General features: G+C 58.1%; 32 protein-coding genes and 1 pseudogene. 28 read left to right on the top strand and 5 right to left on the bottom strand.

Going from position 1 to position 20,127, the window contains the following annotated elements; genetic code table 11:
- Nucleotides 1–18 precede the first annotated feature (18 nt).
- Together ACELLULO517_RS07620 and ACELLULO517_RS07615 are read right to left on the bottom strand one after the other, a co-directional pair.
- Entirely contained in the window at nt 19–207 is a 189-nt protein-coding gene (locus ACELLULO517_RS07620; protein WP_227306701.1) for a hypothetical protein, read from the bottom strand.
- Entirely contained in the window at nt 195–440 is a 246-nt protein-coding gene (locus ACELLULO517_RS07615; protein ID WP_227306700.1) for a hypothetical protein, read from the bottom strand. Before ACELLULO517_RS07615 ends, ACELLULO517_RS07620 begins: the two co-directional genes overlap by 13 nt.
- 376 nt (nt 441–816) lie before the next feature.
- Here ACELLULO517_RS07615 and ACELLULO517_RS07610 point away from each other — a divergent pair, with 376 nt between their 5' ends.
- Nucleotides 817–1,572 (top strand): hypothetical protein, encoded by a 756-nt coding sequence (locus tag ACELLULO517_RS07610; RefSeq protein WP_227306699.1) that lies wholly within the window; start codon nt 817–819, stop codon nt 1,570–1,572.
- A 23-nt stretch (nt 1,573–1,595) separates the two neighbouring features.
- Here the strand turns inward: ACELLULO517_RS07610 and ACELLULO517_RS07605 are convergent, their stop codons facing one another.
- Entirely contained in the window at nt 1,596–2,087 is a 492-nt protein-coding gene (locus ACELLULO517_RS07605) for a phage N-6-adenine-methyltransferase (protein WP_227306698.1), read from the bottom strand.
- An 892-nt stretch (nt 2,088–2,979) separates the two neighbouring features.
- Here ACELLULO517_RS07605 and ACELLULO517_RS07600 point away from each other — a divergent pair.
- The 3 genes from ACELLULO517_RS07600 (at nt 2,980) to ACELLULO517_RS07590 (ending at nt 5,143) form a co-directional block, all read left to right on the top strand.
- Nucleotides 2,980–3,423, top strand: a complete 444-nt coding sequence (locus ACELLULO517_RS07600) for a helix-turn-helix domain-containing protein (protein ID WP_227306697.1) — start codon at nt 2,980–2,982, stop codon at nt 3,421–3,423.
- A gap of 827 nt (nt 3,424–4,250) precedes the next feature.
- The gene (locus ACELLULO517_RS07595) at nt 4,251–4,538 is read left to right on the top strand and encodes a hypothetical protein (protein WP_227306696.1); all 288 of its coding nucleotides are present in this window, start codon (nt 4,251–4,253) and stop codon (nt 4,536–4,538) included.
- Between the two features lie 14 nt (nt 4,539–4,552).
- Nucleotides 4,553–5,143: a hypothetical protein gene (locus ACELLULO517_RS07590; RefSeq protein WP_227306695.1), complete on the top strand. Its 591-nt coding sequence runs from the start codon at nt 4,553–4,555 to the stop codon at nt 5,141–5,143.
- A 293-nt stretch (nt 5,144–5,436) separates the two neighbouring features.
- On the opposite strand, the gene ACELLULO517_RS07585 is transcribed toward ACELLULO517_RS07590, so the two are convergent.
- Complete coding sequence (locus tag ACELLULO517_RS07585) at nt 5,437–5,670, bottom strand: hypothetical protein (protein WP_227306694.1); 234 nt, start codon at nt 5,668–5,670, stop codon at nt 5,437–5,439.
- 642 nt (nt 5,671–6,312) lie between these two features.
- Between ACELLULO517_RS07585 and ACELLULO517_RS07580 the strand changes: the two genes are divergently transcribed.
- Nucleotides 6,313–6,504, top strand: a complete 192-nt coding sequence (locus tag ACELLULO517_RS07580; RefSeq protein WP_227306693.1) for a hypothetical protein — start codon at nt 6,313–6,315, stop codon at nt 6,502–6,504.
- 65 nt (nt 6,505–6,569) lie between these two features.
- Here the strand turns inward: ACELLULO517_RS07580 and ACELLULO517_RS29040 are convergent.
- Nucleotides 6,570–7,031 (bottom strand): annotated as a pseudogene (locus ACELLULO517_RS29040) (hypothetical protein); the annotation flags it as partial.
- Here ACELLULO517_RS29040 and ACELLULO517_RS07570 point away from each other — a divergent pair.
- The 23 genes from ACELLULO517_RS07570 (at nt 6,940) to ACELLULO517_RS07460 (ending at nt 20,116) form a co-directional block, all read left to right on the top strand.
- Nucleotides 6,940–7,674 carry a pentapeptide repeat-containing protein gene (locus ACELLULO517_RS07570; protein WP_406566245.1) on the top strand — a complete coding sequence of 245 codons (735 nt, stop codon included), beginning with the start codon at nt 6,940–6,942 and terminating at the stop codon, nt 7,672–7,674. The pseudogene ACELLULO517_RS29040 and the gene ACELLULO517_RS07570 overlap by 92 nt on opposite strands.
- Nucleotides 7,675–7,742: 68 nt before the next feature.
- Nucleotides 7,743–8,060, top strand: coding sequence for a hypothetical protein (locus ACELLULO517_RS07565; RefSeq protein ID WP_227306690.1), 318 nt, complete (start codon nt 7,743–7,745; stop codon nt 8,058–8,060).
- On the top strand, nt 8,057–8,197 hold the full coding sequence (locus tag ACELLULO517_RS07560) for a hypothetical protein (protein ID WP_227306689.1): 141 nt from the start codon (nt 8,057–8,059) through the stop codon (nt 8,195–8,197). The genes ACELLULO517_RS07565 and ACELLULO517_RS07560 overlap by 4 nt, the downstream gene beginning before the upstream one ends.
- Before the next feature lie 181 nt (nt 8,198–8,378).
- Entirely contained in the window at nt 8,379–8,609 is a 231-nt protein-coding gene (locus ACELLULO517_RS07555) for a hypothetical protein (protein ID WP_227306688.1), read from the top strand.
- Nucleotides 8,602–10,023, top strand: a complete 1,422-nt coding sequence (locus ACELLULO517_RS07550) for a hypothetical protein (protein ID WP_227306687.1) — start codon at nt 8,602–8,604, stop codon at nt 10,021–10,023. Before ACELLULO517_RS07555 ends, ACELLULO517_RS07550 begins: the two co-directional genes overlap by 8 nt.
- Nucleotides 10,023–10,916 carry a PD-(D/E)XK nuclease-like domain-containing protein gene (locus ACELLULO517_RS07545; protein ID WP_227306686.1) on the top strand — a complete coding sequence of 298 codons (894 nt, stop codon included), beginning with the start codon at nt 10,023–10,025 and terminating at the stop codon, nt 10,914–10,916. The genes ACELLULO517_RS07550 and ACELLULO517_RS07545 overlap by 1 nt, the downstream gene beginning before the upstream one ends.
- Nucleotides 10,916–11,917 (top strand): AAA family ATPase, encoded by a 1,002-nt coding sequence (locus ACELLULO517_RS07540; protein ID WP_227306685.1) that lies wholly within the window; start codon nt 10,916–10,918, stop codon nt 11,915–11,917. The genes ACELLULO517_RS07545 and ACELLULO517_RS07540 overlap by 1 nt, the downstream gene beginning before the upstream one ends.
- On the top strand, nt 11,914–12,150 hold the full coding sequence (locus ACELLULO517_RS07535; RefSeq protein ID WP_227306684.1) for a hypothetical protein: 237 nt from the start codon (nt 11,914–11,916) through the stop codon (nt 12,148–12,150). Before ACELLULO517_RS07540 ends, ACELLULO517_RS07535 begins: the two co-directional genes overlap by 4 nt.
- Nucleotides 12,147–12,356 (top strand): hypothetical protein, encoded by a 210-nt coding sequence (locus ACELLULO517_RS07530; RefSeq protein WP_227306683.1) that lies wholly within the window; start codon nt 12,147–12,149, stop codon nt 12,354–12,356. The genes ACELLULO517_RS07535 and ACELLULO517_RS07530 overlap by 4 nt, the downstream gene beginning before the upstream one ends.
- Nucleotides 12,350–12,652 carry a DUF3850 domain-containing protein gene (locus ACELLULO517_RS29035; protein ID WP_406566244.1) on the top strand — a complete coding sequence of 101 codons (303 nt, stop codon included), beginning with the start codon at nt 12,350–12,352 and terminating at the stop codon, nt 12,650–12,652. The genes ACELLULO517_RS07530 and ACELLULO517_RS29035 overlap by 7 nt, the downstream gene beginning before the upstream one ends.
- Entirely contained in the window at nt 12,639–12,983 is a 345-nt protein-coding gene (locus tag ACELLULO517_RS07520) for a hypothetical protein (RefSeq protein ID WP_227306682.1), read from the top strand. The genes ACELLULO517_RS29035 and ACELLULO517_RS07520 overlap by 14 nt, the downstream gene beginning before the upstream one ends.
- On the top strand, nt 12,976–13,263 hold the full coding sequence (locus ACELLULO517_RS07515; protein WP_227306681.1) for a hypothetical protein: 288 nt from the start codon (nt 12,976–12,978) through the stop codon (nt 13,261–13,263). The genes ACELLULO517_RS07520 and ACELLULO517_RS07515 overlap by 8 nt, the downstream gene beginning before the upstream one ends.
- Complete coding sequence (locus ACELLULO517_RS07510; protein WP_227306680.1) at nt 13,260–13,739, top strand: hypothetical protein; 480 nt, start codon at nt 13,260–13,262, stop codon at nt 13,737–13,739. The genes ACELLULO517_RS07515 and ACELLULO517_RS07510 overlap by 4 nt, the downstream gene beginning before the upstream one ends.
- Nucleotides 13,739–13,966 carry a hypothetical protein gene (locus tag ACELLULO517_RS07505; protein WP_227306679.1) on the top strand — a complete coding sequence of 76 codons (228 nt, stop codon included), beginning with the start codon at nt 13,739–13,741 and terminating at the stop codon, nt 13,964–13,966. The genes ACELLULO517_RS07510 and ACELLULO517_RS07505 overlap by 1 nt, the downstream gene beginning before the upstream one ends.
- Nucleotides 13,963–14,658 (top strand): hypothetical protein, encoded by a 696-nt coding sequence (locus ACELLULO517_RS07500; RefSeq protein WP_227306678.1) that lies wholly within the window; start codon nt 13,963–13,965, stop codon nt 14,656–14,658. The genes ACELLULO517_RS07505 and ACELLULO517_RS07500 overlap by 4 nt, the downstream gene beginning before the upstream one ends.
- Nucleotides 14,659–14,762: 104 nt before the next feature.
- On the top strand, nt 14,763–15,257 hold the full coding sequence (locus tag ACELLULO517_RS07495) for a hypothetical protein (protein WP_227306677.1): 495 nt from the start codon (nt 14,763–14,765) through the stop codon (nt 15,255–15,257).
- Nucleotides 15,258–15,458: 201 nt separating this feature from the next.
- Nucleotides 15,459–15,710, top strand: coding sequence for a hypothetical protein (locus ACELLULO517_RS07490; RefSeq protein ID WP_227306676.1), 252 nt, complete (start codon nt 15,459–15,461; stop codon nt 15,708–15,710).
- Nucleotides 15,711–15,712: 2 nt separating this feature from the next.
- The gene (locus ACELLULO517_RS07485) at nt 15,713–16,102 is read left to right on the top strand and encodes a hypothetical protein (protein WP_227306675.1); all 390 of its coding nucleotides are present in this window, start codon (nt 15,713–15,715) and stop codon (nt 16,100–16,102) included.
- A 113-nt stretch (nt 16,103–16,215) separates the two neighbouring features.
- Nucleotides 16,216–16,728 (top strand): hypothetical protein, encoded by a 513-nt coding sequence (locus ACELLULO517_RS07480; protein WP_227306674.1) that lies wholly within the window; start codon nt 16,216–16,218, stop codon nt 16,726–16,728.
- Nucleotides 16,729–16,785: 57 nt separating this feature from the next.
- Entirely contained in the window at nt 16,786–17,055 is a 270-nt protein-coding gene (locus ACELLULO517_RS07475) for a hypothetical protein (protein ID WP_227306673.1), read from the top strand.
- Complete coding sequence (locus tag ACELLULO517_RS07470) at nt 17,006–17,989, top strand: tyrosine-type recombinase/integrase (RefSeq protein WP_227306672.1); 984 nt, start codon at nt 17,006–17,008, stop codon at nt 17,987–17,989. Before ACELLULO517_RS07475 ends, ACELLULO517_RS07470 begins: the two co-directional genes overlap by 50 nt.
- 33 nt (nt 17,990–18,022) lie before the next feature.
- The gene (locus tag ACELLULO517_RS07465; protein ID WP_227306671.1) at nt 18,023–19,108 is read left to right on the top strand and encodes an MBOAT family O-acyltransferase; all 1,086 of its coding nucleotides are present in this window, start codon (nt 18,023–18,025) and stop codon (nt 19,106–19,108) included.
- Nucleotides 19,109–19,132: 24 nt separating this feature from the next.
- Nucleotides 19,133–20,116: a hypothetical protein gene (locus tag ACELLULO517_RS07460; protein ID WP_227306670.1), complete on the top strand. Its 984-nt coding sequence runs from the start codon at nt 19,133–19,135 to the stop codon at nt 20,114–20,116.
- Nucleotides 20,117–20,127: the final 11 nt, after the last annotated feature.

Below are 20,127 nucleotides of genomic sequence, written 5' to 3'. Positions count from 1 at the left end.
CAGTGAGGATGTTGCTGCTCACTTCCGACCCCGCAGCTTCACGATCAGCGCATTGGCTGCGGACAGCGCATCCTCATAGGTCTTCATCGCGCCGATGACGCCCTGGCTCGTCCAAATGATGCGCACCAAGCCAAGCATCAGCGATGCCGGCGGCCCGCTGTCGCGACCGAAACCGGTGCGACCAAACTCTATGATCAGCGACCGCATTTAGTTTCCTCAACCAACCGCCAAATTTCCTTGGCTAGGTCATCATTGTTGGCCATCAGCCGGATCAGTTCTTCGGCTTTCGGCGGGTGTTTTTGGGATAGCCAGTTCTCGGCAGTCCGCGGACTGGCCTTCGCGTCGCGTGCAAGTAGCTCTTTGGCCTGACGCAGGGGCGCGTATTTCCGCGCAGCCCAGGTCGAAAACACCATTGAGTATGTGGACGCGGCATCACTCATCACTGGGTGACCGCGCAACTTCTGCGGGGAATTCCCGCATTTATGGTGTGGAATACCGCTTTTGTGCCGCATGCGCTCGCTCTACCTGTTGGGGCAGAGGCACACGGAGACACGCACATGCAGGAGGAACCCGAAGACATCACGCCGACCTGGTGGGTCAACAGACTATGCGGATGGGCACTGTGGCTGATGGGGATCAGCCGCCGGTCGAGGAAACGATGAATGGCGCTGACGCACATCAGCATCATGGTAGACACGTGCTTACGGCGCGCAGGGGTGCGAGCCGCAAGGGCGCAGCAGAAAACGGAAGACCTTGAGGAGCTCAGGGCAGAGCGACGGGAAATCGCGACCGCCCTTGTTCCAGACAGGTTGGGGTATGGATTCACGCAGCGCGCCGAGAGAGCGACGGACGGAGAAGAGAATCCGCCGCGGCACGCTGATGCACATCACAAAGCTCGATCGGATCGCCCGGAAGGTCATTCAGCGCCCGAAGGATCTTCCACTGATCGGCACCATCTTCGTACATTCGACGCAGACACAGCAGCCGGGCACGGCTCCAGCGCTGATCGGTGAGGGTGGCCGGCGGCGGATCGATCGCGGGCTGCACGAATTGATGACGCAGACCGGGCAAATCACCATCGACCTGGGCGCACCAGATCAGCTCATTGACGGCGGAAAGACTGACGGAGAGGGCCTGTGCGATCAGACGCCGGCTGAGACCACTTTTGAAAAGGGACACAACCTGCGGCCGCAAGGATACGGTTTCGAGAACAGCACGCTGCTTGGTAAACCCGTGGTCGCGGAAAAAGCCCTGCAGGGACTTGTAACTGCGGTTCAGGATCTTGGAGATGAGAAGGATGCTTTTGCCTTGCTTTCTGAGAGCGAAGGCAGTGGCAACCTCGTCTGGGCTATAGCGCCCCCTTTGATAAGCATGCGTCACAGAAATGGAACTCCGGTTGGGGATAAAACAAATCTATTCGGTGCCTACGATTTGCTCGGCAGTCGCCGGCACATGCTCGCGATGGTCTGGATGCAGGACCCGCGACACGATGCCGTCCATGCGGGACTTGGCCGTCTCTACCAGGGTGACCTGCTCGTCGTGAGACAGGACGCGGGTCCGATGGCGCGGTGACGAAGCGGCGAGGGGATGCAGGGTCATTGTGTCACCGCGAAATAGCCGAGCCCTGAATTCCTGAGTGCGGCTACGGCTTTGCTGCCCTTGGCAAGCAGAGCGATGCCGTCATGCGGGCTGCCGCCAACGCTGCCATCGGGCCGGATGAATTTGGTCTTTCCGCGCGGAAACAGAATTGCGTCGACCATAGGGGCGAAGTCGTGAAACCAACCAGCAGATGTCCGGGCACAAACAAGGGCGATGCCGTCACCATGATCAATGAAGCGGGACAGCCAAGGAACAACGCCATTGCGACCGCCGAACGGAGGATTGAGCCAGACGAAGCCATGCCAGGGCGATGTCAGGCCATCTTCGAACGCCGTTAGAAAACGATCACAGGGCACAGACAGGAACGCGCGACCTTCGGACGGCTGGCACGGATCAAGGTCAAATCGGCAGTTGAGTGCGGCGAAGATCGAAGGCGGCGTGAACCACTCGTCACTTTCGCCGACTGCATTGCGATGGGTCGCGCTCATATCTGCGTGCCCCCATCAGCCTGCGGGTGACGCACCTCAGCCGCGAAATACTCCAGCGCCTGGGCGATCAGGATGAGGGCGAGCAGGGCGGTCATGGCGCGATGCCTCCAGCCTGCCCCAGGCACAGTCGGTTCATGGTCGGGGATGTCTGCCCTGACTTTGCGGTCCATTCTCCGAACGCCATGCAAAGCGCGGGAGAAACCGGGTAGTGGCACACGGGTTTTGGCGACCACATCCAAAAAGACAACGCGACGAAAAGGACTGTCGTTGCGCAACCGCATAAGACGCCGACAAAGCCGGCAACTGCTGGTTCTCTCATACCCCCCGCTCCCGCAGCCGCAGCAGCGCCATTCCCAGCCCGATCGCCAGCAACAGGAGTCCGACATCGATGACGGCGAGACCGATCATGCGGCTTCTCCGCCCTGACGGGGCCACAGCACTATGCCTTCGGACCCTGGAAGTGGGCGATATTGCATTTTTGGTAAATCTCGAAACGATAGAGCTGCTTCGTCGTCAGTTAGCGACTGCGGAAAACTTTCTATGTCGAGAGGCCGGGAGCGCATGATCATGCAACCACCGAGGAAGGGGAGGCGGGGCGCTTCTGGCGCGCGGCGGCAGCAATCTTCGCAAGATCACTTGCCGATGCGCCTTCAATGCTCCGAAGCTTTGCCGCTTCTTCTACGGCAGCCCAGTATTCAGAAGGAATTGACCTGCGATGCTTCCAAACACGAACAATCCCGATACTAACATCGAGATCGTCAGCAAAGATCGCTGGAGTGGGCCAAAGCCCAATGACATCTGAGACAACGTGCATAGCCGCATGTTGCATATCGAAATACAAATTGCAAGATGAAGTTTTTTATTTCAAGCAAGTTGCATTACGAGATGCAATATGAGTGGGCAGTCATCTCCGAAGGTTATTCAGCGCAAGCAAGCCGGCGATCGCCTCAGGCGCGCGCGGATCGCTGCTGGGTATGCAGAGCAGATTGATTTCTATGATCTTTTTGGCATCCCTCAGGGAACCTATGCGAACCACGAGAGTGGGCTTCGTGGATTCGATATGATTGTCGCCAAGGACTACGCTGAAAAACTCGGTAATGTGACGGCAGCCTGGCTCATTACAGGGGAGGGTGACGCTCCATCTGAAATGTCCGCAAAATCACCTAGGGGCAAAAGGTCCCTTGTCGGCGACTCCGAGATTGGTAGCAATCCGAAGGAGAAGGCGCTCAATGAAAAGATGACTTTCGTCTGGGAGCATCTTCCGTTCGACGCCAAGGTTGCTGTCCTGCCGGTTATCGAGGCTCTTTCGAGCGTCTGGCCTCGAAAACCTTCCTAAAACCACCTCACCCATTTCCGATCCCCCTTGATGCTTGAGAGTTGCGGCACTGCATCAATCACGGTGCCGTGATGAAGTAGTCTTTGCCCTACTTTTGGGTTAATCAAGCGCCAATTTGGCGCATCTTTTTTTGGTTCTACTACTCATTTGGGGCTTTTTCGTCGCCAGCCTCAGCGGCCAGACGCGCCACGATGGCGGCGCGAATGTCGGCCAAACCGCGCTTAAAGGCGAGAACGAGACGTTCCGATGGATAGACGCATTTCGTTCGGCCGGCTCGCGAAGCCACCTTCAAGAATAGGAGCTCGCGGTCAACCAAATCCTGGATTTCTCGACGCACCGAGGTAGCGCTCCCGAGGTGCGCGCAGGACCGTTGGAAAAAATGTATCGTTTCAGGCTTTTGATCAAAAAAAGACGCGACCGCCAGGCGCATTACCTCGTCCCGAACAGGCGAGCGCGGGCGGTTTTGTCCCAGCAGGGCGACGATTGCCCGGTCGCGGAGAGCCGCGCGCTGCTGAAAAAATCCCAAATCCGACGCGGTTCGAGGGTCGATAAGGTCCGGGGAGGCTGGGCGGTCGGGGGCACGGCGGGGCATCTGGGATGGATAACTGCAAGTTTTTGTCGCTGGAAGCAGAATACGTATGGAACCGTTATGCTGACCTGGACGGGCAGAATTAGGCAATCGGATAGGTCGCCATTCATCAGATCGTATGCAGTTCCATGATATCAGCCGATAATATGAGTCATAACTTGCAGAAACCGGCTAATCTTCGTGGACTTGGGTAACGACGGGAACCATATTACGCGTAAGCGTAATTTTAGGAGCCCATATGTCAAACTCTCTCACTGAGCATGACCGCGTCCAGGCAGTTGCTTTTGTGGATCAGGCCGTTGGCATGGGCGTCCTCCCTACTTTTGTGTTCAATTCGGCCGTAACGGCTGCAACTGCTTCGGAGGTTCTGGCTGTTCTTCAGTTTGGTTCAAAGCCGATAGCCGTGATGTCAATGAGCCCGGTTGTCGCGAAAACGTTGGCTGCCTCTTTGACGTCTCGTATTGCCGAATACGAGAAGAAGACCGGTATGGTTGTTCCGACTATCGACCAAATCGCAAGCCGTTAAAAAAAGAAAAAATCATGTCGAACGCACTGGCGAAAATCGATGGCTTTCTACGCTTAGAAAAGGGCTGGCATTATGGAAGTGGGGTGCCGGTAAGCCGCGCTTTGGTGGGGCGCGCGAAACTTCTCATCAATCTTTTTCACGCACTGGGATTTCCCAATGTGGATGCGTTTCCAGGGGTCGATGGCGAACTCATGATCAGCGCCTTCGAGGAAGGGCATTGCATTGAGGTCACACTGGAGCTTGACGGCACATTCCGTCTTTTGCATGAAGATAAGGGGCAAGAGGTCTTTTATGAAGAAGGCCTATCAACCTATGATTTGGCGAAGCATTTTTCATTCGAAACCACCAAAGCAAAGCGTACCGAATGGTATTCGTCCGACTTGTCCACCCCAGTCACTACGACGTCGCGGCTGGGAAGTTCAAGGACTTGGCGTTTAGACCAGCAAAGGGAAACGCAGCAGTTTCTTGCTTTGAGTCGGAATGCGCCTGTCAACGAAGTGGCGGAATATGCCAGCATGCACGTAAATACTACGAATCTATCGCACACAATCCTCCAATCTTCTGGCTTTTCGACCAATCCGACCTTCCACAAGATAGCCGCATAGAGCAGTACCCTGAGAATGGAGATGATTGTCACCACAACATTCTCGGGGCATCTGGAACAGCGATGAGAAAGGTGCCCGGGAAATGGGCGCCCGAAGATCTAAAGATCTGTGACGGTGATATTTATAGGGGGCTTACGCGAGAGGAGATTGAGTTTTTTTCCAGTCGATTCTTCGCTTTGATGGCAGCTCCTCAGCCTCTGTCTGAACCATCCGCCTAACCAAAACCCCGCTCCGGCGGGGTTTTTCGTGCCCAGAGGCTACATGTCGCCACCGCCTATGATGTCATGCGAACTCTAGTCGCCGTCGATCCACCCATAATTTCTGACGACAACGGCCAACGCAGGCGGACCTGGCTTTAACTCAGGTCGCGCAGGCTGCGGATGGTGTTTGATATAAAGAACCTCAAGAATTTCGATATCCAAATTCCGAAAGACATGAATCTTGTCGCCGGCAGAAGGAATTGCGGAAAACGTCCAAACAGCGTCTAAAAGACCATCGGCGTATTCAACTCGCAAATTTATTGTCATTTTCGCTCCCGATTTCCTGGCAAACGGTAGCTCCTCCGCCTCAGCCTGTATCGTCTGCTTAACCCAAACCCTACTGGAGCGGGTTTTTCATGGCTTGATCTCAATCAGAGCATTATCCAGGCACATAAAATAAGTGCTTCCGTTTCCGAAGAGATAGACCTCAGGCTGGTAAGCGTAGGCATAGTGGTATGTCGCGCAATGAACGACCGTATTGTCTGTGAAGACAATTGCTTGATCGAAGTTGCATCCATTAAAGGTACCGTTGATCGTCTTTTCGGCGACGATAGTGAAGCCTACCAAACTTTCGCCAACGTCTGACAAGTCACAGTCAGCATTGGCAGAAGAGGCAATTCCGACCGACGACAAGCATAAGCCTGTCAGTACAACTGCCGTTATTAACGCCCTCAGCATGAGGATGCCGCTGTCAGCCCTACGATCCAAAGCCGACGCATAAAATCTCTCCCGTTTTCGAGATCCTAGCGCGTCACCAAGCGTGATGAAATCCCCGATAAACTAGTGAACGAAAAGGAGTTTTCTTCCAATTCGGTAAAAATTCATGTCGAATATAATTTCGTATTGCAATTCAAGTTGCGATATGAAATAACAATCCCCACACACCGCCGCGGCGGCAGAGGGGACACCATGAACCAGCCAAGCGCCACCGACAGCATCACGGGAGCCGCCTTCCCAGGCTGGACGCTGATCGCCATCGAGCCGGACGGCCTGTGCGAGTTGCAGTTCGTCGGGCCGCTGGTGTTCACGGATAGCGCGCCGGTTGTGCGGCTTGAGGTCGAAGAGATCGATCTGAGCGCGTTTCGGCTGCGGGGTGTGTGATGGGCTTTTACCCCGACAATTACCGCGCGTCGCATGATCCCTATCAATCGAGCCGTGAACCCTCGTCAGATGCGATGTGCGCTTATGCCGCCTTCGACAAAATCGAGGCGCTGAAGCTCCAACTGCATCAGGCGATCGAGATGGCAGAAGATTTGCCGGGAATTTCCGATCAATACGCGGTGATCAAGGATGAGACGAGCACGCAACTGACCAGCGAGCAGATCGAGGCCGTTGTCTACGAGGCAGAGCGCGATCTGATCGCCGCCTAACCCTTGAACACGCAACCCGCACGGCGGGAACGAAACCCAAGAGGATGAAATGACCGAAGTAACCAAATTCCAGATCCTGAATCGCTTCTCAGGGTCCATTATATTCGAATGCGAGATCTCGGCAGAAGTCGCGATCCTTGGGATCGGCGCGCGTCTCGGGTTCGCAGTGAAGAAGGCTATTGAGGTAAGCGCCAACCTCAGCCGCGCCAACCTCAGCCGCGCCGACCTCAGCCGCGCCGACCTCAGCGACGCCAACCTCAGCCGCGCCGACCTCAGCCGCGCCAACCTCAGCGACGCCAACCTCAGCCGCGCCGACCTCAGCCGCGCCGACCTCAGCCGCGCCGACCTCAGGAGCGCCAACCTCAGCCGCGCCGACCTCAGCGACGCCAACCTCAGCGACGCCAACCTCAGCCGCGCCGACCTCAGCGACGCCAACCTCAGCCGCGCCAACCTCAGCCGCGCCGACCTCAGCCGCGCCAACCTCAGCCGCGCCGACCTCAGCGACGCCAACCTCAGCGACGCCAACCTCAGCCGCGCCGACCTCAGGAGCGCCGACCTCAGGAGCGCCGACCTCAGGAGCGCGAAGAACGATGTCTTTGACATCCTCCTGCGTGCCATTCCCGAGGTTCCGGCGCTTCTCGACGCCCTTCGCGCCGGCAAGATCGATGGGTCTGTCTACGAGGGCGATTGCGCTTGCCTGTGCGGCACGATCGCGAATGTCCGCGGCATCAACTATCGAGCCCTCGGTTTCGCAGATTCATACCGACCGGCCGAGCGCTGGTTTCTGGGGATCAAGAAAGGCGACACGCCTGAGAATAGCTCGGTCGCCAAGATCACCGAGGGCTGGATCGTTGAGTTTCAGCAACTCATCGCCGCCGGAACTGTGCCGGCTTCAGCCTAACCTTTGCGTCTGCCGGGCCGCAGCCCGGCTTTCGTGAGAGCTAGAACAATAGGTCGGAGGATTTCGACATGACTGAACAATTGGAAAAGACGAAGCTGCCGTTTCTGGCGGAAGCGATGACGGCGAAACAGCGGATGATCATCAATCTGCTCGATGCCGGTTATGCTTTACCTGAGAATGCAGAGGCCCTGGCCGACTTCATCCTGCAGCGTGAAGCCAATATTCTCGATACGGCGCGGCGTGCGGTCGATGCATTGGGTGGCAGTTACCCCGCCGATGATGAGCATGGCGAAGGCTATGACGAGGCTCTTGGCGATGTGATCCAAGAGCTGGAAAAAATCGGGGCAAAGGATCGTTATCTGCGCGGCCAGGAATTTGTCGGATGACCCGCGCCCAGCATCTCCGGTTCGTCGCCCTTGTCCTCGGCCTGTTCGCCGCCCTCGCGGCAATCGCCGTCACAGAAGACCCTGCGTGTGACGCGTATGTAACGACGATCGGCAAGTTTCAGGGAGCGGGGCGGTGAGTGACATTGCAATCCCTAAGCCGCCGCGACCATTCCGCGCCGATGCGAACAGCCGGGCTCTGGCACTGATGAAATTTGCATCGTCACTCGACCTTCAGGCGGCCGGTCTTCGCGCTCACGGCTTCATTGTGCGCGCCGACGATACGGCCGAGCGCGCTAGAGAGATCAGGGAGGTGGCGTGATGTCCCTAACCACAACCCCGGCCACGTCATACCGGCAGCCGGCGGCGGATGCGCTGTTGGCCCGCGACATGGCGGCGCTACTGGCGAAGCTTGAGCGCGCTGAAGACAAACTGATGCGCTCGCTATCACGGAAACGCCGCGTCGCCGGACAGAAACAGATCAACATCATGGCCGATCGACACGAGGCCATGCGCGAAGAACGCAACAGAATGGAGGCTCGCTATGAGTGAGACCATAGAGCGGCCGGATGCCGGCGCGCTTGTCGTCGCCGGGCAACCCGTCACCGCCGTAACATTGTTCGGCAACGGTGGGGTCGAAAGTCTGCTGACGCGGATGGAAACCGAGGTGCGCGGCATCAAGCGCGACATCTCGACCGAGAAGGGCAGGAAAGCCGTTAGACAACTTGCCCATAAGGTAGCCAGGTCAAAAACCGCTCTGGATGAGATGGGTAAGGGGCTGAATGAGACCAAGCGCGCCGAGATCAACAAGGTCGACGCCGAGCGCCGCGTCATCCGCGAACGCTGCGATGCCCTGAAGGAAGAAGTGCTGTCCGAACTGACGGCATGGGAGGCCAAGGAAATTGTCCGCATCAAGGGCCACGAGGACGCACTGACTGCCATGTCCGCCCTGGCCACGCTGTTGCCCGCCGAACCAACGCCTGAGCAGGTCCGCGAAAGCCTTGAGCGGCTAGACCTGCACGAAGATGGCCGCGACTGGGCCGAGTTCGCGCAGCGCGCCAATGAGCTGCATGCCGAGGTCGGCTTCAAGCTGACGAACCTGCTGGCCCAGGCGGTTGCCCGCGAAGAAGCGACGGCAGAGGCCGAGCGGCTGCGGCTGGAAGCCGAAGAGGCCGCCCGCCAGGAAGCCGCGCGCCAGCAGCGTGAGAGGGAAGCCCGTATCGCCGCCGAAGCTGCGGAGGAAGCTCGGCTAGCCGCAGAGCGTCGCGCGGCTGAGGCTGCAGCGGCCGAGCGTCAGCGGGTCGAGCAGGAGCGCAAGGACGCCGAGGATGCGCGCCGGGAGGCGGAAGAGGCTGCCCAGGCTGAGATCGACGCGCTGGAAGAGCTGAACCGGATCGCTGCTGAACGTGCTGCCGAAGCCGAACGCAAGGCCGCCGCTTTGGTTGAGAAGGCCGAGGCTGACCGCATTAAAGGCCATAAGTTCGCCCTTCAATCCATTAGAGGCGTAATCTCAGATGCCGTGTCGCCGATGAACGGCAGCGACATGATCAAGCATATCTCGACAATCTTCGAGGGAATGCACGAGCTTTCCAGGAATTGGGAGGAATTCTCCGATGAGGCTTCCCAAACCATTATGTCAGGCCGTCAGGATATTGCTAGGCGCCTACATATTGTTGAGGGCGCTGATGCCGAGCGGGCTACGAAACAAAAGCTAGCGGCCGATGCCCAAGCTGAGCGCGACCGGGAGAAGGCCGTCGAGGCTGAGCGTGCCAGAGCGGCTGCGGTGCTGAAGGCTGAGCAGGATGCAGCGGCGGCACGCGAACGGGACCGGGAGCATCGCGGCCGGATCAACTTCCAAGCTGCCAGCGCGCTCGTCATCAAGGCTGGGATTACCGAGGAGCAGGCGAAGCTGATCGTTACCGCAATCGCTAAGGGCGAAGTCGCGAACGTGAGGATTTCATACTGATGAACAAGCTCGCGCCACCGACAATCTCCATCCCCGGTGTCTATGAGATGGACGCAGAGACTTACCACGCTGACCCTTGCGAAACGCCTTCGCTGTCGGCCGGCATGATCAACGAGATCATCAAGGCGCCGAAGCTATGCTGGCATAACTCGCCCAGACTCAACCCCGATTGGGAGGAGCCCGATGGGCAAGAAAAGTTCAGCATCGGCACCGTCGCGCACGTCATTTTCCTTGAGCCCGATCTGTTCAGTCAGAAGGTCGCCGTTCTGGAATATGACGACTATCGCAAGAACGAAGCGAAGATGTCGCGGGATAATGCCCTGGCTATCGGCAAGACACCGATCCTGGCCAAGCATATGGACAAGATCGAAGCGGCTCGCGATGCCTTCATGGCGAACGAGTTCACCCGGCAGGCATTCTCCAATGGCCGCACGGAAATGGCGATGTTCTGGAAGCATCCTCTCTGGGGCTTCTGGTGCCGGGCACGTCCTGACTTCATCGCTGATAGCGGACGGCACCTGAATGACTACAAGGCCACGTCTAGCGCTGACCCGGAGAAGTTCGGCAAGCATGCGTTTGATATGGGCTACCACCGCCGGGCGGCCTGGTATCTGGAAGGCGCGACAATCCTGCTCGGCAAGAAGCCCGAGCACTATTGGTTCGCCAATCAGGAGCCGAAGGCGCCCTACCTGACCAGTATCGTGGAACTGGACGAGCAAGCGCTGGACGCCGGTCAATACGAGAACACGCTGGCCGGTGAGATTTTTGAACAATGCCTGCGAACGGGCGACTGGTACGGCTACCGGCATAATACCGATCGGACCCGCGACCTCGCGTTCCGCGTCGGCCTCCCAACCTGGGCTCACATTCAAATCGAGACGAGGAATTCCTGATGCCGATCGTTCAGATCGCGCCCGCCACGCGGCAGGGCATGAAGCTACTCATCAGCCTGTTCGGCCTATCCGAGACCGGCAAGACCTATTCGGCGCTGAAGCTGGCGGCCGGCATCGAGCCCGATCCTCGGAAACGCGGGCTTCTGGATACCGAGGGCGGCGAGCGCGGCCGCGCCTATGTCGATGTCATCGAGGGCGGCTACATGTACGGCTCCCTGACGGCGCCGTTCACGCCTGAGCGCTATATGGAGGCGCTGCAGGACTTCGTCGCGGCCGGCGTCACCACTCTGGTGGTGGACAGCGTAAGCCATGCCTGGTTTGCCGAGGGCGGCATCCTCGACATGGTCGAGAACGCCACTGAGAAGAACGACATGGCTAAGTGGGCCAAGCCGAAGCGGCGTCTGGGCAAGCTCACGCGCCAATGGCTCGGCTGCGGTTTGCACCTGATCCTGTGCTCGCGCGCCAAGCAGCCAATGATCGAGGAGAACATTGACGGAAAGAAGAAGTATGTCGTCGGCCCCGTTGTTCCCATTCAGGAAAAATCACTTCGCTATGACATGACGATCATGGCGATGATGCTGGGCGATGGCGAGTTCACCGTCGATAAGCAGTGGGGCGGAAAGTGCCCCGGCTCATTGCGTCCGATCTTCGCCGCCGGCACCAAGATGGACGAGGCCATGGGCAAGCGGCTCATCGACTGGATCGGTGGACAGGATGCGGCGTCTTCGCATCAGCGGGCGCTAGCGCTCAAGGCTGATGAAGTCGCGCAGTATGGCACCGACCAGTTTCGTAATTTCTGGAAGGCATTGAAGCAAGACGAGCGCGACTTCCTGAAGCCGAAACTCGACAATTATCAGTCAGTTGCAAAGGCAGCAGACGACGAAGCCACACGGTTGGCTGCTGGGGAGCGGGAGAACAGCCAATCCGGCGATGCCTCCGATCCGTTCGGGAATGGCCCAGCACTTCAGGGAGGCGTTGTTCACACATCGGAAGCAGCATGACCGCGCAGGACGCCGCGAGGCAGGAAAGTGGAAGTCTTGGAGATGCGTTGCCCAGAGAAATGACGCGGGTAAGAGATCATGTTCTTCCGCATTACGTCGAACTCGGCCCTGTCGGGATTTTCGGGGTGACGATGATCCGCAAGGATCTGGATGATGCCGCTAGGGCTATGGCAGCGGGTGATCTCATTGAGATGATCCGCTGCTATAAGGCGCTCAAGGAGACGCAAGCATGACAATCGTAAAGGTTCAGCGGCCCCTTTCTGGAGGCGATGGACGTTACCTCGTCTATGCCGAAGGCAAATCCAGAATGTGTGAGCAGCCCATTCCGCCTGCCGCGAAGAAATCTCTTGGCGACGATCTGAAGGGTTACTTCAACGCGCACTATTCCAGCATCGTGGGATGGGCGGTCAATGAGCGCGTGAAGGATCAGTCATGGTGATGACTACGCCCTCGGCCGCAGAGGCGGTAACGCACGTTGTCAAATGCGCACCACAGTTCTTCGCTCCGATCCTAGAGGGAACGAAGACGGCAGAGGCACGCTTCAATGACCGGGACTATAGGGTTGGCAATTGCCTGTCTCTAATGGAATGGGATGGGGAGAAGTTCACAGGCCTTTATACGGTTCGACGCATCACCCACATTCTACGCGACACCGATGGTCCTTGGCTGCGTCCTGGCTTTGTCATGCTGTCGCTTGGCCCCCTCGCAGGAGGCTCATCCGATGCCCAGTCCTGATCCCGCAGAGGCGCGCGAGACAGCGCTATCAACTTTTGAACTACATAAGACTCTAAGCGCGGTCATTCACGCAGGCATCACCAGCGGCGATGACAATACGTCTCGGCTGGCCCGCAACATTGCGCATGACATCATGCGGAAGTTTCCCACAATCGCAGCCGAGAAGTGCGCGGAACAGATGCCGGCGAGTATGCAACGCGCAGATGGAACTCTCGCCAGCATAGATGAGATTCTGCGCGGCGAGGGATCGTTCTTCGCCAAGATTGGGGCGTCAATGCTCTTGATTCAGAACTATCGCGCTGCACTCGCCCAGGAGAAGCCCCATGAGTAAAGGCAAACATTACGTCGTCATCGACACATCAGGCCGTGCTGAAAACATTAAACCTGAATGGGCTTGGTTGGACATTTTAGATAATGTCTCGCGCATTGTCGGAAGCGCTGGAGGACATGCGCCATTGCCGGATAAATTGCTTCTCAATGGCGTAACAATTGTCTCTAAGGGCCTTGATCAGATCGGTTGGGATTACGGCCAGCGGAGACAAAAACTTAACGCCGAAAACCAAGCCAAACTCGTTGAGGAGTTCCCTGAACCAACAGGAGACGCCCCATGAGTGACGCAGAGGCGCGCGCAAAGCTGGTGGAAGCTTTGTATTTCGGATGCTGGTATGATTCCGGTCATTATCTGCATCGGGTTGGCGGGTCAAAGTTATATGATCCGCTCACAGGAATGCCGTGGACGACGGCATTGATGGATACTGGCTTGCTCAAGAACGGCAATCATAAAGATATCCCTGATGGGCGTGTTTGGTGGACTTGCGGTGGGAAGTCGGTCAAAGCCCAGGATCTTTGGTATGCGTTCTTCTGGTGGGACCGGTCGATCGATAAGCGCGGCAATTCCAATTCGGGCTTCTATGTGCGCGGCTTCGATTGGCCCAAGGCAAAGGAAGCATTTGACTTCGCATGCCAGCAATTCCCACGCGTAATCTCACGACAGAAATATCAACTGGTCCTGCAAGATGCAGAAAGAGGCAGCGCCGCAATCGAAGCAATGCCCCTCCCCACCGTCGCCGCGACTGAGGGGGAGTGATGAGCAGGACTCCTATCAATGAAGCCGCTAGAGCCCACAGCAATCTAAATACCTTCGCCTCAATCGTGACGATTCTTGAAGGCGGCCATATCTACGGGCTTGAAAAATCCCAAACGGCGCAAAAGACGGCACAGAAAATTATCGATATTTGCAAGCGAGAGCAGCAATTTCAGTTGCGCGCTTATGACGCGGCAGTTCATGCAGCAAATAAAGAGACCTCGCAATGACCGACCAGACCGACAAGGCGCTGGCCCGAGCAGTAGAAGGGTTCCTCTCGATCTATAGGGGAAAATACTTCGCCGGGATCAAGTTCGGAATTCGGCCTAACGCTCCGTTACGGTCTGATGTGGCTAAGCTTGCTTCAGCGTTCGCCGCTTGGAACGCCCGCGCCGCTGCACCCGAGGCCGGCACCCCATGTGAGGGCCACGGCGCGTTAAAATTTGACCCAGACGCGCGCGAAGATGAGGCATTCATTCTTTTATATTCTGATAAGGATGTGCCTTACGAACTGTTCTCTGGGAATGGCGCGCGGGGCGCTGCGTGGGCGAGATATCACAACCAATTGAGCGCCTGGACATGCCATCTTTTCAAGATGGTTCAGGGAATACCCCGCGATCATGCCCGCTTCGCTGCACCCGAACCCGATGGCGCACGGGAGGCATGGCAAGAACTTGTCGAAAGAGATGGCCGGACATCGCCGGCTGACTATCCCGAGATGGCGCTTATCACAGAGCAAGAACTTTCCGCGTTCATCGCCACCGCCCGCGCAGTCGGATATGCCGCGGGTCTGGCGGAAGCACGGGCAGCTTGTATTGAGGCCGCCTCTATCTGTGGAATGGTCCAAAATAACGCCGCGAGAGACGGTGCGGATTCCTGCATTAAAGCCATAGATGCCCTAGTCCGAGGAGAAAAGCCTTAGACGGCGGTCGAGGAAGATTCAAGAGATAGACCGGCTAGAGATTCAATAGTCTACGCTTCAACACTTTCGGCGCATTCCGTCCGCTACAAAGGAGGTTTACAGACATGATCATTATCAACGGGCATTCTTATTTGAGCGGCCCCATTGCTTTTGATATAACCGAATTTAAAGACACAACATCATCGATAGAGATGACGGATGTGTCAAAGTCTTTCGATGTCATCACCCTTCAGGATGATGGGACGGTTACAATCAACAAATCCCGCTTGGAGGCTCTGGAGAAGATTTACGACCTCTCGAAAGCCATGGCCGAGCCGTATTCCCCTAATCCGTATCGCGAAATGGGGATGCAATTCGATAAAGACATGGCGACTCTTATTTCCATAGTCGACGCCCTGGTTATCCACGTTGATAAGGTGAAATTTATTGGAGACGACGGAGAACCGCTCAATGAGCTTTACGGGAATACCCCAACCTACTGGGGTCCCGTTGTTAGCACAGACGTCACCCCTTCCGAACCGCCCTGTGGACCGATAATAGAGCCCGGTGTAGATTGCTACATCCCATCATTACGGGAGCAGAGTCATGAGCAAAAATGAAGAAGAGATTAAGCCATTTTCTCACGAGTGGTGCCATGGGTTCAATTGCGCAGGCCTCATGATGCTATCCCTGATGCTGCCTGCGGCTATGCATCTCCACCGGGAAAGTCTGTTTGTCATTCCAATAACCACAGTCAGCGGCCTATTCATTGGGACATATGGCGGCCAGTATATGCGTCGGCGCCTTAGAAGAGAAAAGCCGTGAGCGATGCGCAGGCACTGGCCGACTGCCGAAAGAAAGCACTGACTTTGGCAGGTGAACGCAATCAATATGAGGCTGCCGCTAAGCGCTGGCGGGAACAGAGCGACGCAGCCCATGAGCTGCTACACGCGCAATATGCACTTGCGCGCAGGCAAGAAGATGAGTTGCGAGAGATGGTCGGGGAGATTGAGCGGCTGTCAGTTCAATTGGCTCTTGCGCAATCCGCCCTCACGCCATCCGAGGATAAATGACCATGCAAGCCAGCAATGAGATGGCTTTACTGCCGTGTCCGTTTTGCGGATGCCAATTAGAAACCGATCACGATATCCATCACACGGCGCATCCACGGAATGACTGCATAGGGGCGAGGGTTTCCTTTGCAAGCGATCGTCTAGATTGCATCAAAAAATGGAACACGCGCGCTGCCCTATCCGCAAGGTCGGTGGTGGGGGAGGATGGGGAAGACGCAGCGCGGTTTCGGTGGCTGCTGTTTCACTTCTTCAACCTCATCCGAGGCGTCAAGCTGCCTACAGTTAAGATCACGATCGACTATAGCTCTCCGCGCTTTCCCGGTGACGAAGACCAGTTCCGCGCCATCATTGATGCAGAGCGCGCCCTCGGCCGCGACGGCGGGGAGGGGTGATGTCGCTTTCCCATACAGACCTCTGCATCCTAGCCTGCAGCTGGCTCAAGCGGTCATTCTCTGCTGGCGGTCATGGCTGCCAGATTGCGTTTCCCGAAACACGGACGAGCTTCATGGCAGGCGAGAGCCCTGACGCGATCGGCTTTCGTGTTTCCGAGCTGCGCGATGGCGGCGGATCGACGGTTGTCGAATGCAAGGTGTCACGATCAGACTTCCTGGCCGACCAGAAAAAGCCGCACCGCACGCAAGGCGCCGGCATGGGCCGCTTCCGGTATTTCATGGTTCCGGAAGGCATGCTGTCGGCCGATGAAGTCCCGTCCGGCTGGGGCTTAATTTATGTGGGTGAGCGAAATCGAATTCAGATCGCATCCGGTGCGGCTCTGTCGATCCGCGAGCCTGGGGCATTCAGCTGTTGGCATGATAGCTTCAGCGAGACCCTTCTGCTCGCCAATCTCCTTCATCGTGTCGGTAATCCTGAGCGGCTGAATGCGCGCCTTCGATCTGCTGACGCTCAGAACGCCAATCTGATCCGCGCCATCGATCGCGAAAGGAAGCGCGCTGACGAGATGCAGCGTCAGTTTTGGGAATTGAAGACCGCGGATATGGCGCGGGAGAAAGCAGCATGACGCATTACCGTGCCTATGGGCACCAGGGCGACGGGATGCCGCAATGTGGAGTCGGGGATGGCTGACGAGAAATGGCTCAATGCCGCCGAGACGGCTAAGCGGATGGGGCTAAGGGTCGATCAGCTGTCTCGATATGTCAGGGACGGTAAGCTTCCCGAGCCCTCCTACCGCTTTGGTCCTAAATCCCCCCGCTGGGATGTAGATGAGCTGGACGCGTCCATGGGTGTGACGCAAGTGTCTAGAAAACGTAATGTCGTCATGCCGTCAGGGCTCGCCAATGCCATCCTCGCAAGACACCAAGCGCGCCGTCAAAAGACGGCTCGCTGATGGTAGGGTCAAAACCTACTATTATGACCGGAAGCCTCAGCCGAAAGAGGCCTTCTATGACGAGGGATCGATCGGCGCGCTGATCGCTGCGTATCAGATCAGCCCCGAATTCACCCGGCTGGCCAAGAACAGCAAGGAAAACTATCTCCGTGCTCTGGGGCATTTTCAGGATAGCCACCATGCGCCAGTGAAGGCTATCCGGCGTCGGGACATCCTGGCGACGCGGGATGCCATTATCGCCACGAAGGGGCCGGCTGCGGCGACGCTCTTTATAAGGGTGGCGAGCACGCTTCTGTCTTGGGCGGTCGATCGCGAGTGGATTGAATATTCCCCGGCGACCAAGCTCAAGAATCTTCCGGGCGGCCACCTTCCGGCTTGGACCGATGAGCAGGCCGAAATCGCTCTCAAGGGGCTTCCTGAATATCTGCGCCGGGTGGTTATCCTGGGCATGTATACAGGCCAGCGCCGCGGCGATCTGGCGGCCATGCCTTGGTCAACCTACCAAGACGGCGTCCTGCGTATCCGGCCACAGAAGACGAGCAAGCCCGGTGACCCGCCGCTCGTCATTCCGGTGCACGTCGAGCTTCGCCGGGAACTGGAAATCTGGACCAAGAACCGCAAAGCCGTGACGATCTTGACGACGAAGTTGGGGCGTCCATGGATACCGCTCTATCTCTCGCGCGAGATGGCGACCGAGCTGCAGAAGCTCGGACTGCCCAAGGGTCTGAATGTCCACGGGCTCCGCAAACTGGCCTCGGCCCGACTTGCCCAGGCGGGGTGCTCGACCCATGAAATCGCCGCTATCACCGGCCACAAGAGCTTGAGCATGGTGCAGCTTTACACCAAGTCGGCAGACCAAGAACGTCTCGCGAAAGCAGCTGTTTTGAGGCTTGAAAACAATTTCACGAAAAGAGCAAAAAAGACATCTAAGTAATTGATATAGGCTGAAAATACATATCAGCAGCTTATGATGTTGAGCGACGCCCGCACACGGCGGTCACGCCGCACGGTCCGGGATTTTCTCGGCTATGCCAATTGCGTCGGCTTTTTCGCCCATCTGCTGGCCGGGCCGCTGGTCCGGCCGTCCGAAATCATCCCGCAGATCGCGCGCGCCCCGCAGACAGCCTTGCAGGCGCAGGATCTGGCCGAAGGGTTGACCCGCATCCTGCTCGGCCTCGCCAAAAAGCTGGTGCTGGCGGATAGTTTCGCGCCGCTGGCCAATCGCGGCTTTGCGGCGGCCGATCACGGCATGGCGCTGACGCTGATCGAAGCCTGGGTCGCAATCCTCGCCTTCGCATTGCAGGTCTATTTCGATTTTTCCGGCTATTCCGATATTGCCGTGGGTCTCGCGCGCCTGTTCGGCATCCGCTTTCCGGAGAATTTCGACAGCCCCTACAAGGCAATGTCGATCCGGGATTTCTGGCGGCGCTGGAATATGACGCTCAGCCGCTTCCTGCGCGATTTTCTCTACGTTCCGCTCGGTGGCAACCGCCACGGCGAGGCGCGACGGTATCTGAACCTCATGCTGACCATGCTGCTCGGCGGGCTATGGCATGGGGCGGCCTGGCGATTCCTGCTGTGGGGCGGGCTGCACGGGCTCTATCTCATCATCAACCATATATGGGATCGCGCGGCGCCGCGCTGGCTGCGATTGCCCCGGCCCTTCGCGCAGGGTTTGACCCTGCTCGCCGTGCTGTTCGCCTGGGTGCCATTTCGCGCACCGAGTATGGAAGCGAGCGTTTCCATGCTGCGCGGATTAATCGGGCTGAACGGTTTTGCGCTCCCGACCGCCTTGATCGCGCTGGCACCGCCATTGGGGTGGATCGCCCGCGCCGTGCCGGTTCTGCCGGCTTTGGGTGACGCGCGCACGCTCAGCCTGCCGGAGGCGATCGCGCTGCTGGCGCTCGGCTGGTTCATCGTGCTGGCGCTGCCCAATGTGGCGCAGGCCTCCGCGCGGTGGCGGGGGGCCGGCCTGCTCGCCAGCTTTGGCCTCATGATCCAGGCGCTGTTCTTTGCCGGGATCGCTCAGCCCTTCCTGTATTTCAGGTTCTGAGGCGCGGTGCGACGGGTCTGGCGCTTGGTCGGACTGCTTTTGGCCTCGGTGCTGCTTTATGTCGCCGCCTTTTCGGTCTTGCTCGACCGGCCGCTGAGCTTGGGAACGTTGCGAGAGACTTTAGAGCGGAAAATTGCGGCGGCGAGTGCGATGCCGCCGCCAAGGCTGATCATCCTGGCCGGATCGAACGCGCTGTTTTCCCATTCCTGCGCCACCATCGGCGCCATGCTGGCGCTGCCTTGCGTCAATGGCGGCGTCGCGCTGGGCCTCGGGCTCGACTATCAGTTCGCGCTCTGGAAGCCGGTCCTGCGCCCCGGCGACAATCTCTATCTGCCGATGGAGCTGGAGCAATATGCCCGGCCGCTTGGTGCGGCGCGAACCGGACCGGACGCCGCGCTGGTGCTGCAACAGGATCGCTTTCTGCTCGTCCATCTCGGGATTGGCCGGGTGCTGCCCGCCTTGTTTTCCGGCACGATGTCAGATGCGGTGGCGTCCGTGGTCGAGCAGGCGGCGGTCGCTTTTCGCCCTGATCTCGCGAATCCCGCTTTCAGCGACATCAACGGCCAGGGCGACGGCATCGGCCATAGTCTGCTGAAGGCGAGGGCGAATCGCGTCTTTCTGGCCAGCCTTCATCGCCAGGATCCGTCACCCGCCGTGATCCGCGACGGCTATGGACGTCAGGAAATCGCCGCGTTTCTGCACTGGGCGCGGCGGCATGGCGTGCAGGTCATCGGCGGCTTCCCGACAGAATTCGCGGACAACCCGTCGGAACCGGCACTCGGCGCGACGCTGGCGGCCATCTACACAGCCGAAGGCGCGCGCTTCCTGCCATTGGCGGGCGAAGGCCGTTATCCCCGCGCGGATTTCTTCGACGCCCAGGATCATCTGATGACGGAATGTCAGATGCGGCATTCCATCCGAGTCGCCGACGCGCTCGCACCGTTTTTGGGTCGCGCCATTCAACCGCCGCCCGCAGGCGCGACACTGCTCGCCGCGAACTGCCCCTGACTTCCACGGTC

It is taken from the genome of Acidisoma cellulosilyticum, assembly GCF_020621385.1.
Classification (GTDB): Bacteria; Pseudomonadota; Alphaproteobacteria; order Acetobacterales; family Acetobacteraceae; genus Acidisoma; species Acidisoma cellulosilyticum.
This window is presented reverse-complemented; position numbering and strand designations above follow the sequence as displayed.

Coding starts and splice junctions, on each gene's coding strand:
- ACELLULO517_RS07620 (WP_227306701.1), bottom strand. CDS start 207: ATGCGGTCGCTGATCATAGAGTTTGGTCGCACCGGTTTCGGTCGCGAC.
- ACELLULO517_RS07580 (WP_227306693.1), top strand. CDS start 6,313: ATGAACCAGCCAAGCGCCACCGACAGCATCACGGGAGCCGCCTTCCCA.
- ACELLULO517_RS07615 (WP_227306700.1), bottom strand. CDS start 440: ATGAGTGATGCCGCGTCCACATACTCAATGGTGTTTTCGACCTGGGCT.
- ACELLULO517_RS07585 (WP_227306694.1), bottom strand. CDS start 5,670: ATGACAATAAATTTGCGAGTTGAATACGCCGATGGTCTTTTAGACGCT.
- ACELLULO517_RS07500 (WP_227306678.1), top strand. CDS start 13,963: ATGACCGACCAGACCGACAAGGCGCTGGCCCGAGCAGTAGAAGGGTTC.
- ACELLULO517_RS07610 (WP_227306699.1), top strand. CDS start 817: ATGGATTCACGCAGCGCGCCGAGAGAGCGACGGACGGAGAAGAGAATC.
- ACELLULO517_RS07495 (WP_227306677.1), top strand. CDS start 14,763: ATGATCATTATCAACGGGCATTCTTATTTGAGCGGCCCCATTGCTTTT.
- ACELLULO517_RS07550 (WP_227306687.1), top strand. CDS start 8,602: ATGAGTGAGACCATAGAGCGGCCGGATGCCGGCGCGCTTGTCGTCGCC.
- ACELLULO517_RS07595 (WP_227306696.1), top strand. CDS start 4,251: ATGTCAAACTCTCTCACTGAGCATGACCGCGTCCAGGCAGTTGCTTTT.
- ACELLULO517_RS07475 (WP_227306673.1), top strand. CDS start 16,786: ATGGCTGACGAGAAATGGCTCAATGCCGCCGAGACGGCTAAGCGGATG.
- ACELLULO517_RS07560 (WP_227306689.1), top strand. CDS start 8,057: ATGACCCGCGCCCAGCATCTCCGGTTCGTCGCCCTTGTCCTCGGCCTG.
- ACELLULO517_RS07605 (WP_227306698.1), bottom strand. CDS start 2,087: ATGAGCGCGACCCATCGCAATGCAGTCGGCGAAAGTGACGAGTGGTTC.
- ACELLULO517_RS07565 (WP_227306690.1), top strand. CDS start 7,743: ATGACTGAACAATTGGAAAAGACGAAGCTGCCGTTTCTGGCGGAAGCG.
- ACELLULO517_RS07555 (WP_227306688.1), top strand. CDS start 8,379: ATGTCCCTAACCACAACCCCGGCCACGTCATACCGGCAGCCGGCGGCG.
- ACELLULO517_RS07540 (WP_227306685.1), top strand. CDS start 10,916: ATGCCGATCGTTCAGATCGCGCCCGCCACGCGGCAGGGCATGAAGCTA.
- ACELLULO517_RS07545 (WP_227306686.1), top strand. CDS start 10,023: ATGAACAAGCTCGCGCCACCGACAATCTCCATCCCCGGTGTCTATGAG.
- ACELLULO517_RS07505 (WP_227306679.1), top strand. CDS start 13,739: ATGAGCAGGACTCCTATCAATGAAGCCGCTAGAGCCCACAGCAATCTA.
- ACELLULO517_RS07535 (WP_227306684.1), top strand. CDS start 11,914: ATGACCGCGCAGGACGCCGCGAGGCAGGAAAGTGGAAGTCTTGGAGAT.
- ACELLULO517_RS07470 (WP_227306672.1), top strand. CDS start 17,006: ATGCCATCCTCGCAAGACACCAAGCGCGCCGTCAAAAGACGGCTCGCT.
- ACELLULO517_RS07515 (WP_227306681.1), top strand. CDS start 12,976: ATGAGTAAAGGCAAACATTACGTCGTCATCGACACATCAGGCCGTGCT.
- ACELLULO517_RS07485 (WP_227306675.1), top strand. CDS start 15,713: ATGCAAGCCAGCAATGAGATGGCTTTACTGCCGTGTCCGTTTTGCGGA.
- ACELLULO517_RS07530 (WP_227306683.1), top strand. CDS start 12,147: ATGACAATCGTAAAGGTTCAGCGGCCCCTTTCTGGAGGCGATGGACGT.
- ACELLULO517_RS07465 (WP_227306671.1), top strand. CDS start 18,023: ATGATGTTGAGCGACGCCCGCACACGGCGGTCACGCCGCACGGTCCGG.
- ACELLULO517_RS07510 (WP_227306680.1), top strand. CDS start 13,260: ATGAGTGACGCAGAGGCGCGCGCAAAGCTGGTGGAAGCTTTGTATTTC.
- ACELLULO517_RS07600 (WP_227306697.1), top strand. CDS start 2,980: ATGAGTGGGCAGTCATCTCCGAAGGTTATTCAGCGCAAGCAAGCCGGC.
- ACELLULO517_RS07480 (WP_227306674.1), top strand. CDS start 16,216: ATGGCAGGCGAGAGCCCTGACGCGATCGGCTTTCGTGTTTCCGAGCTG.
- ACELLULO517_RS07590 (WP_227306695.1), top strand. CDS start 4,553: ATGTCGAACGCACTGGCGAAAATCGATGGCTTTCTACGCTTAGAAAAG.
- ACELLULO517_RS07520 (WP_227306682.1), top strand. CDS start 12,639: ATGCCCAGTCCTGATCCCGCAGAGGCGCGCGAGACAGCGCTATCAACT.
- ACELLULO517_RS29035 (WP_406566244.1), top strand. CDS start 12,350: ATGGTGATGACTACGCCCTCGGCCGCAGAGGCGGTAACGCACGTTGTC.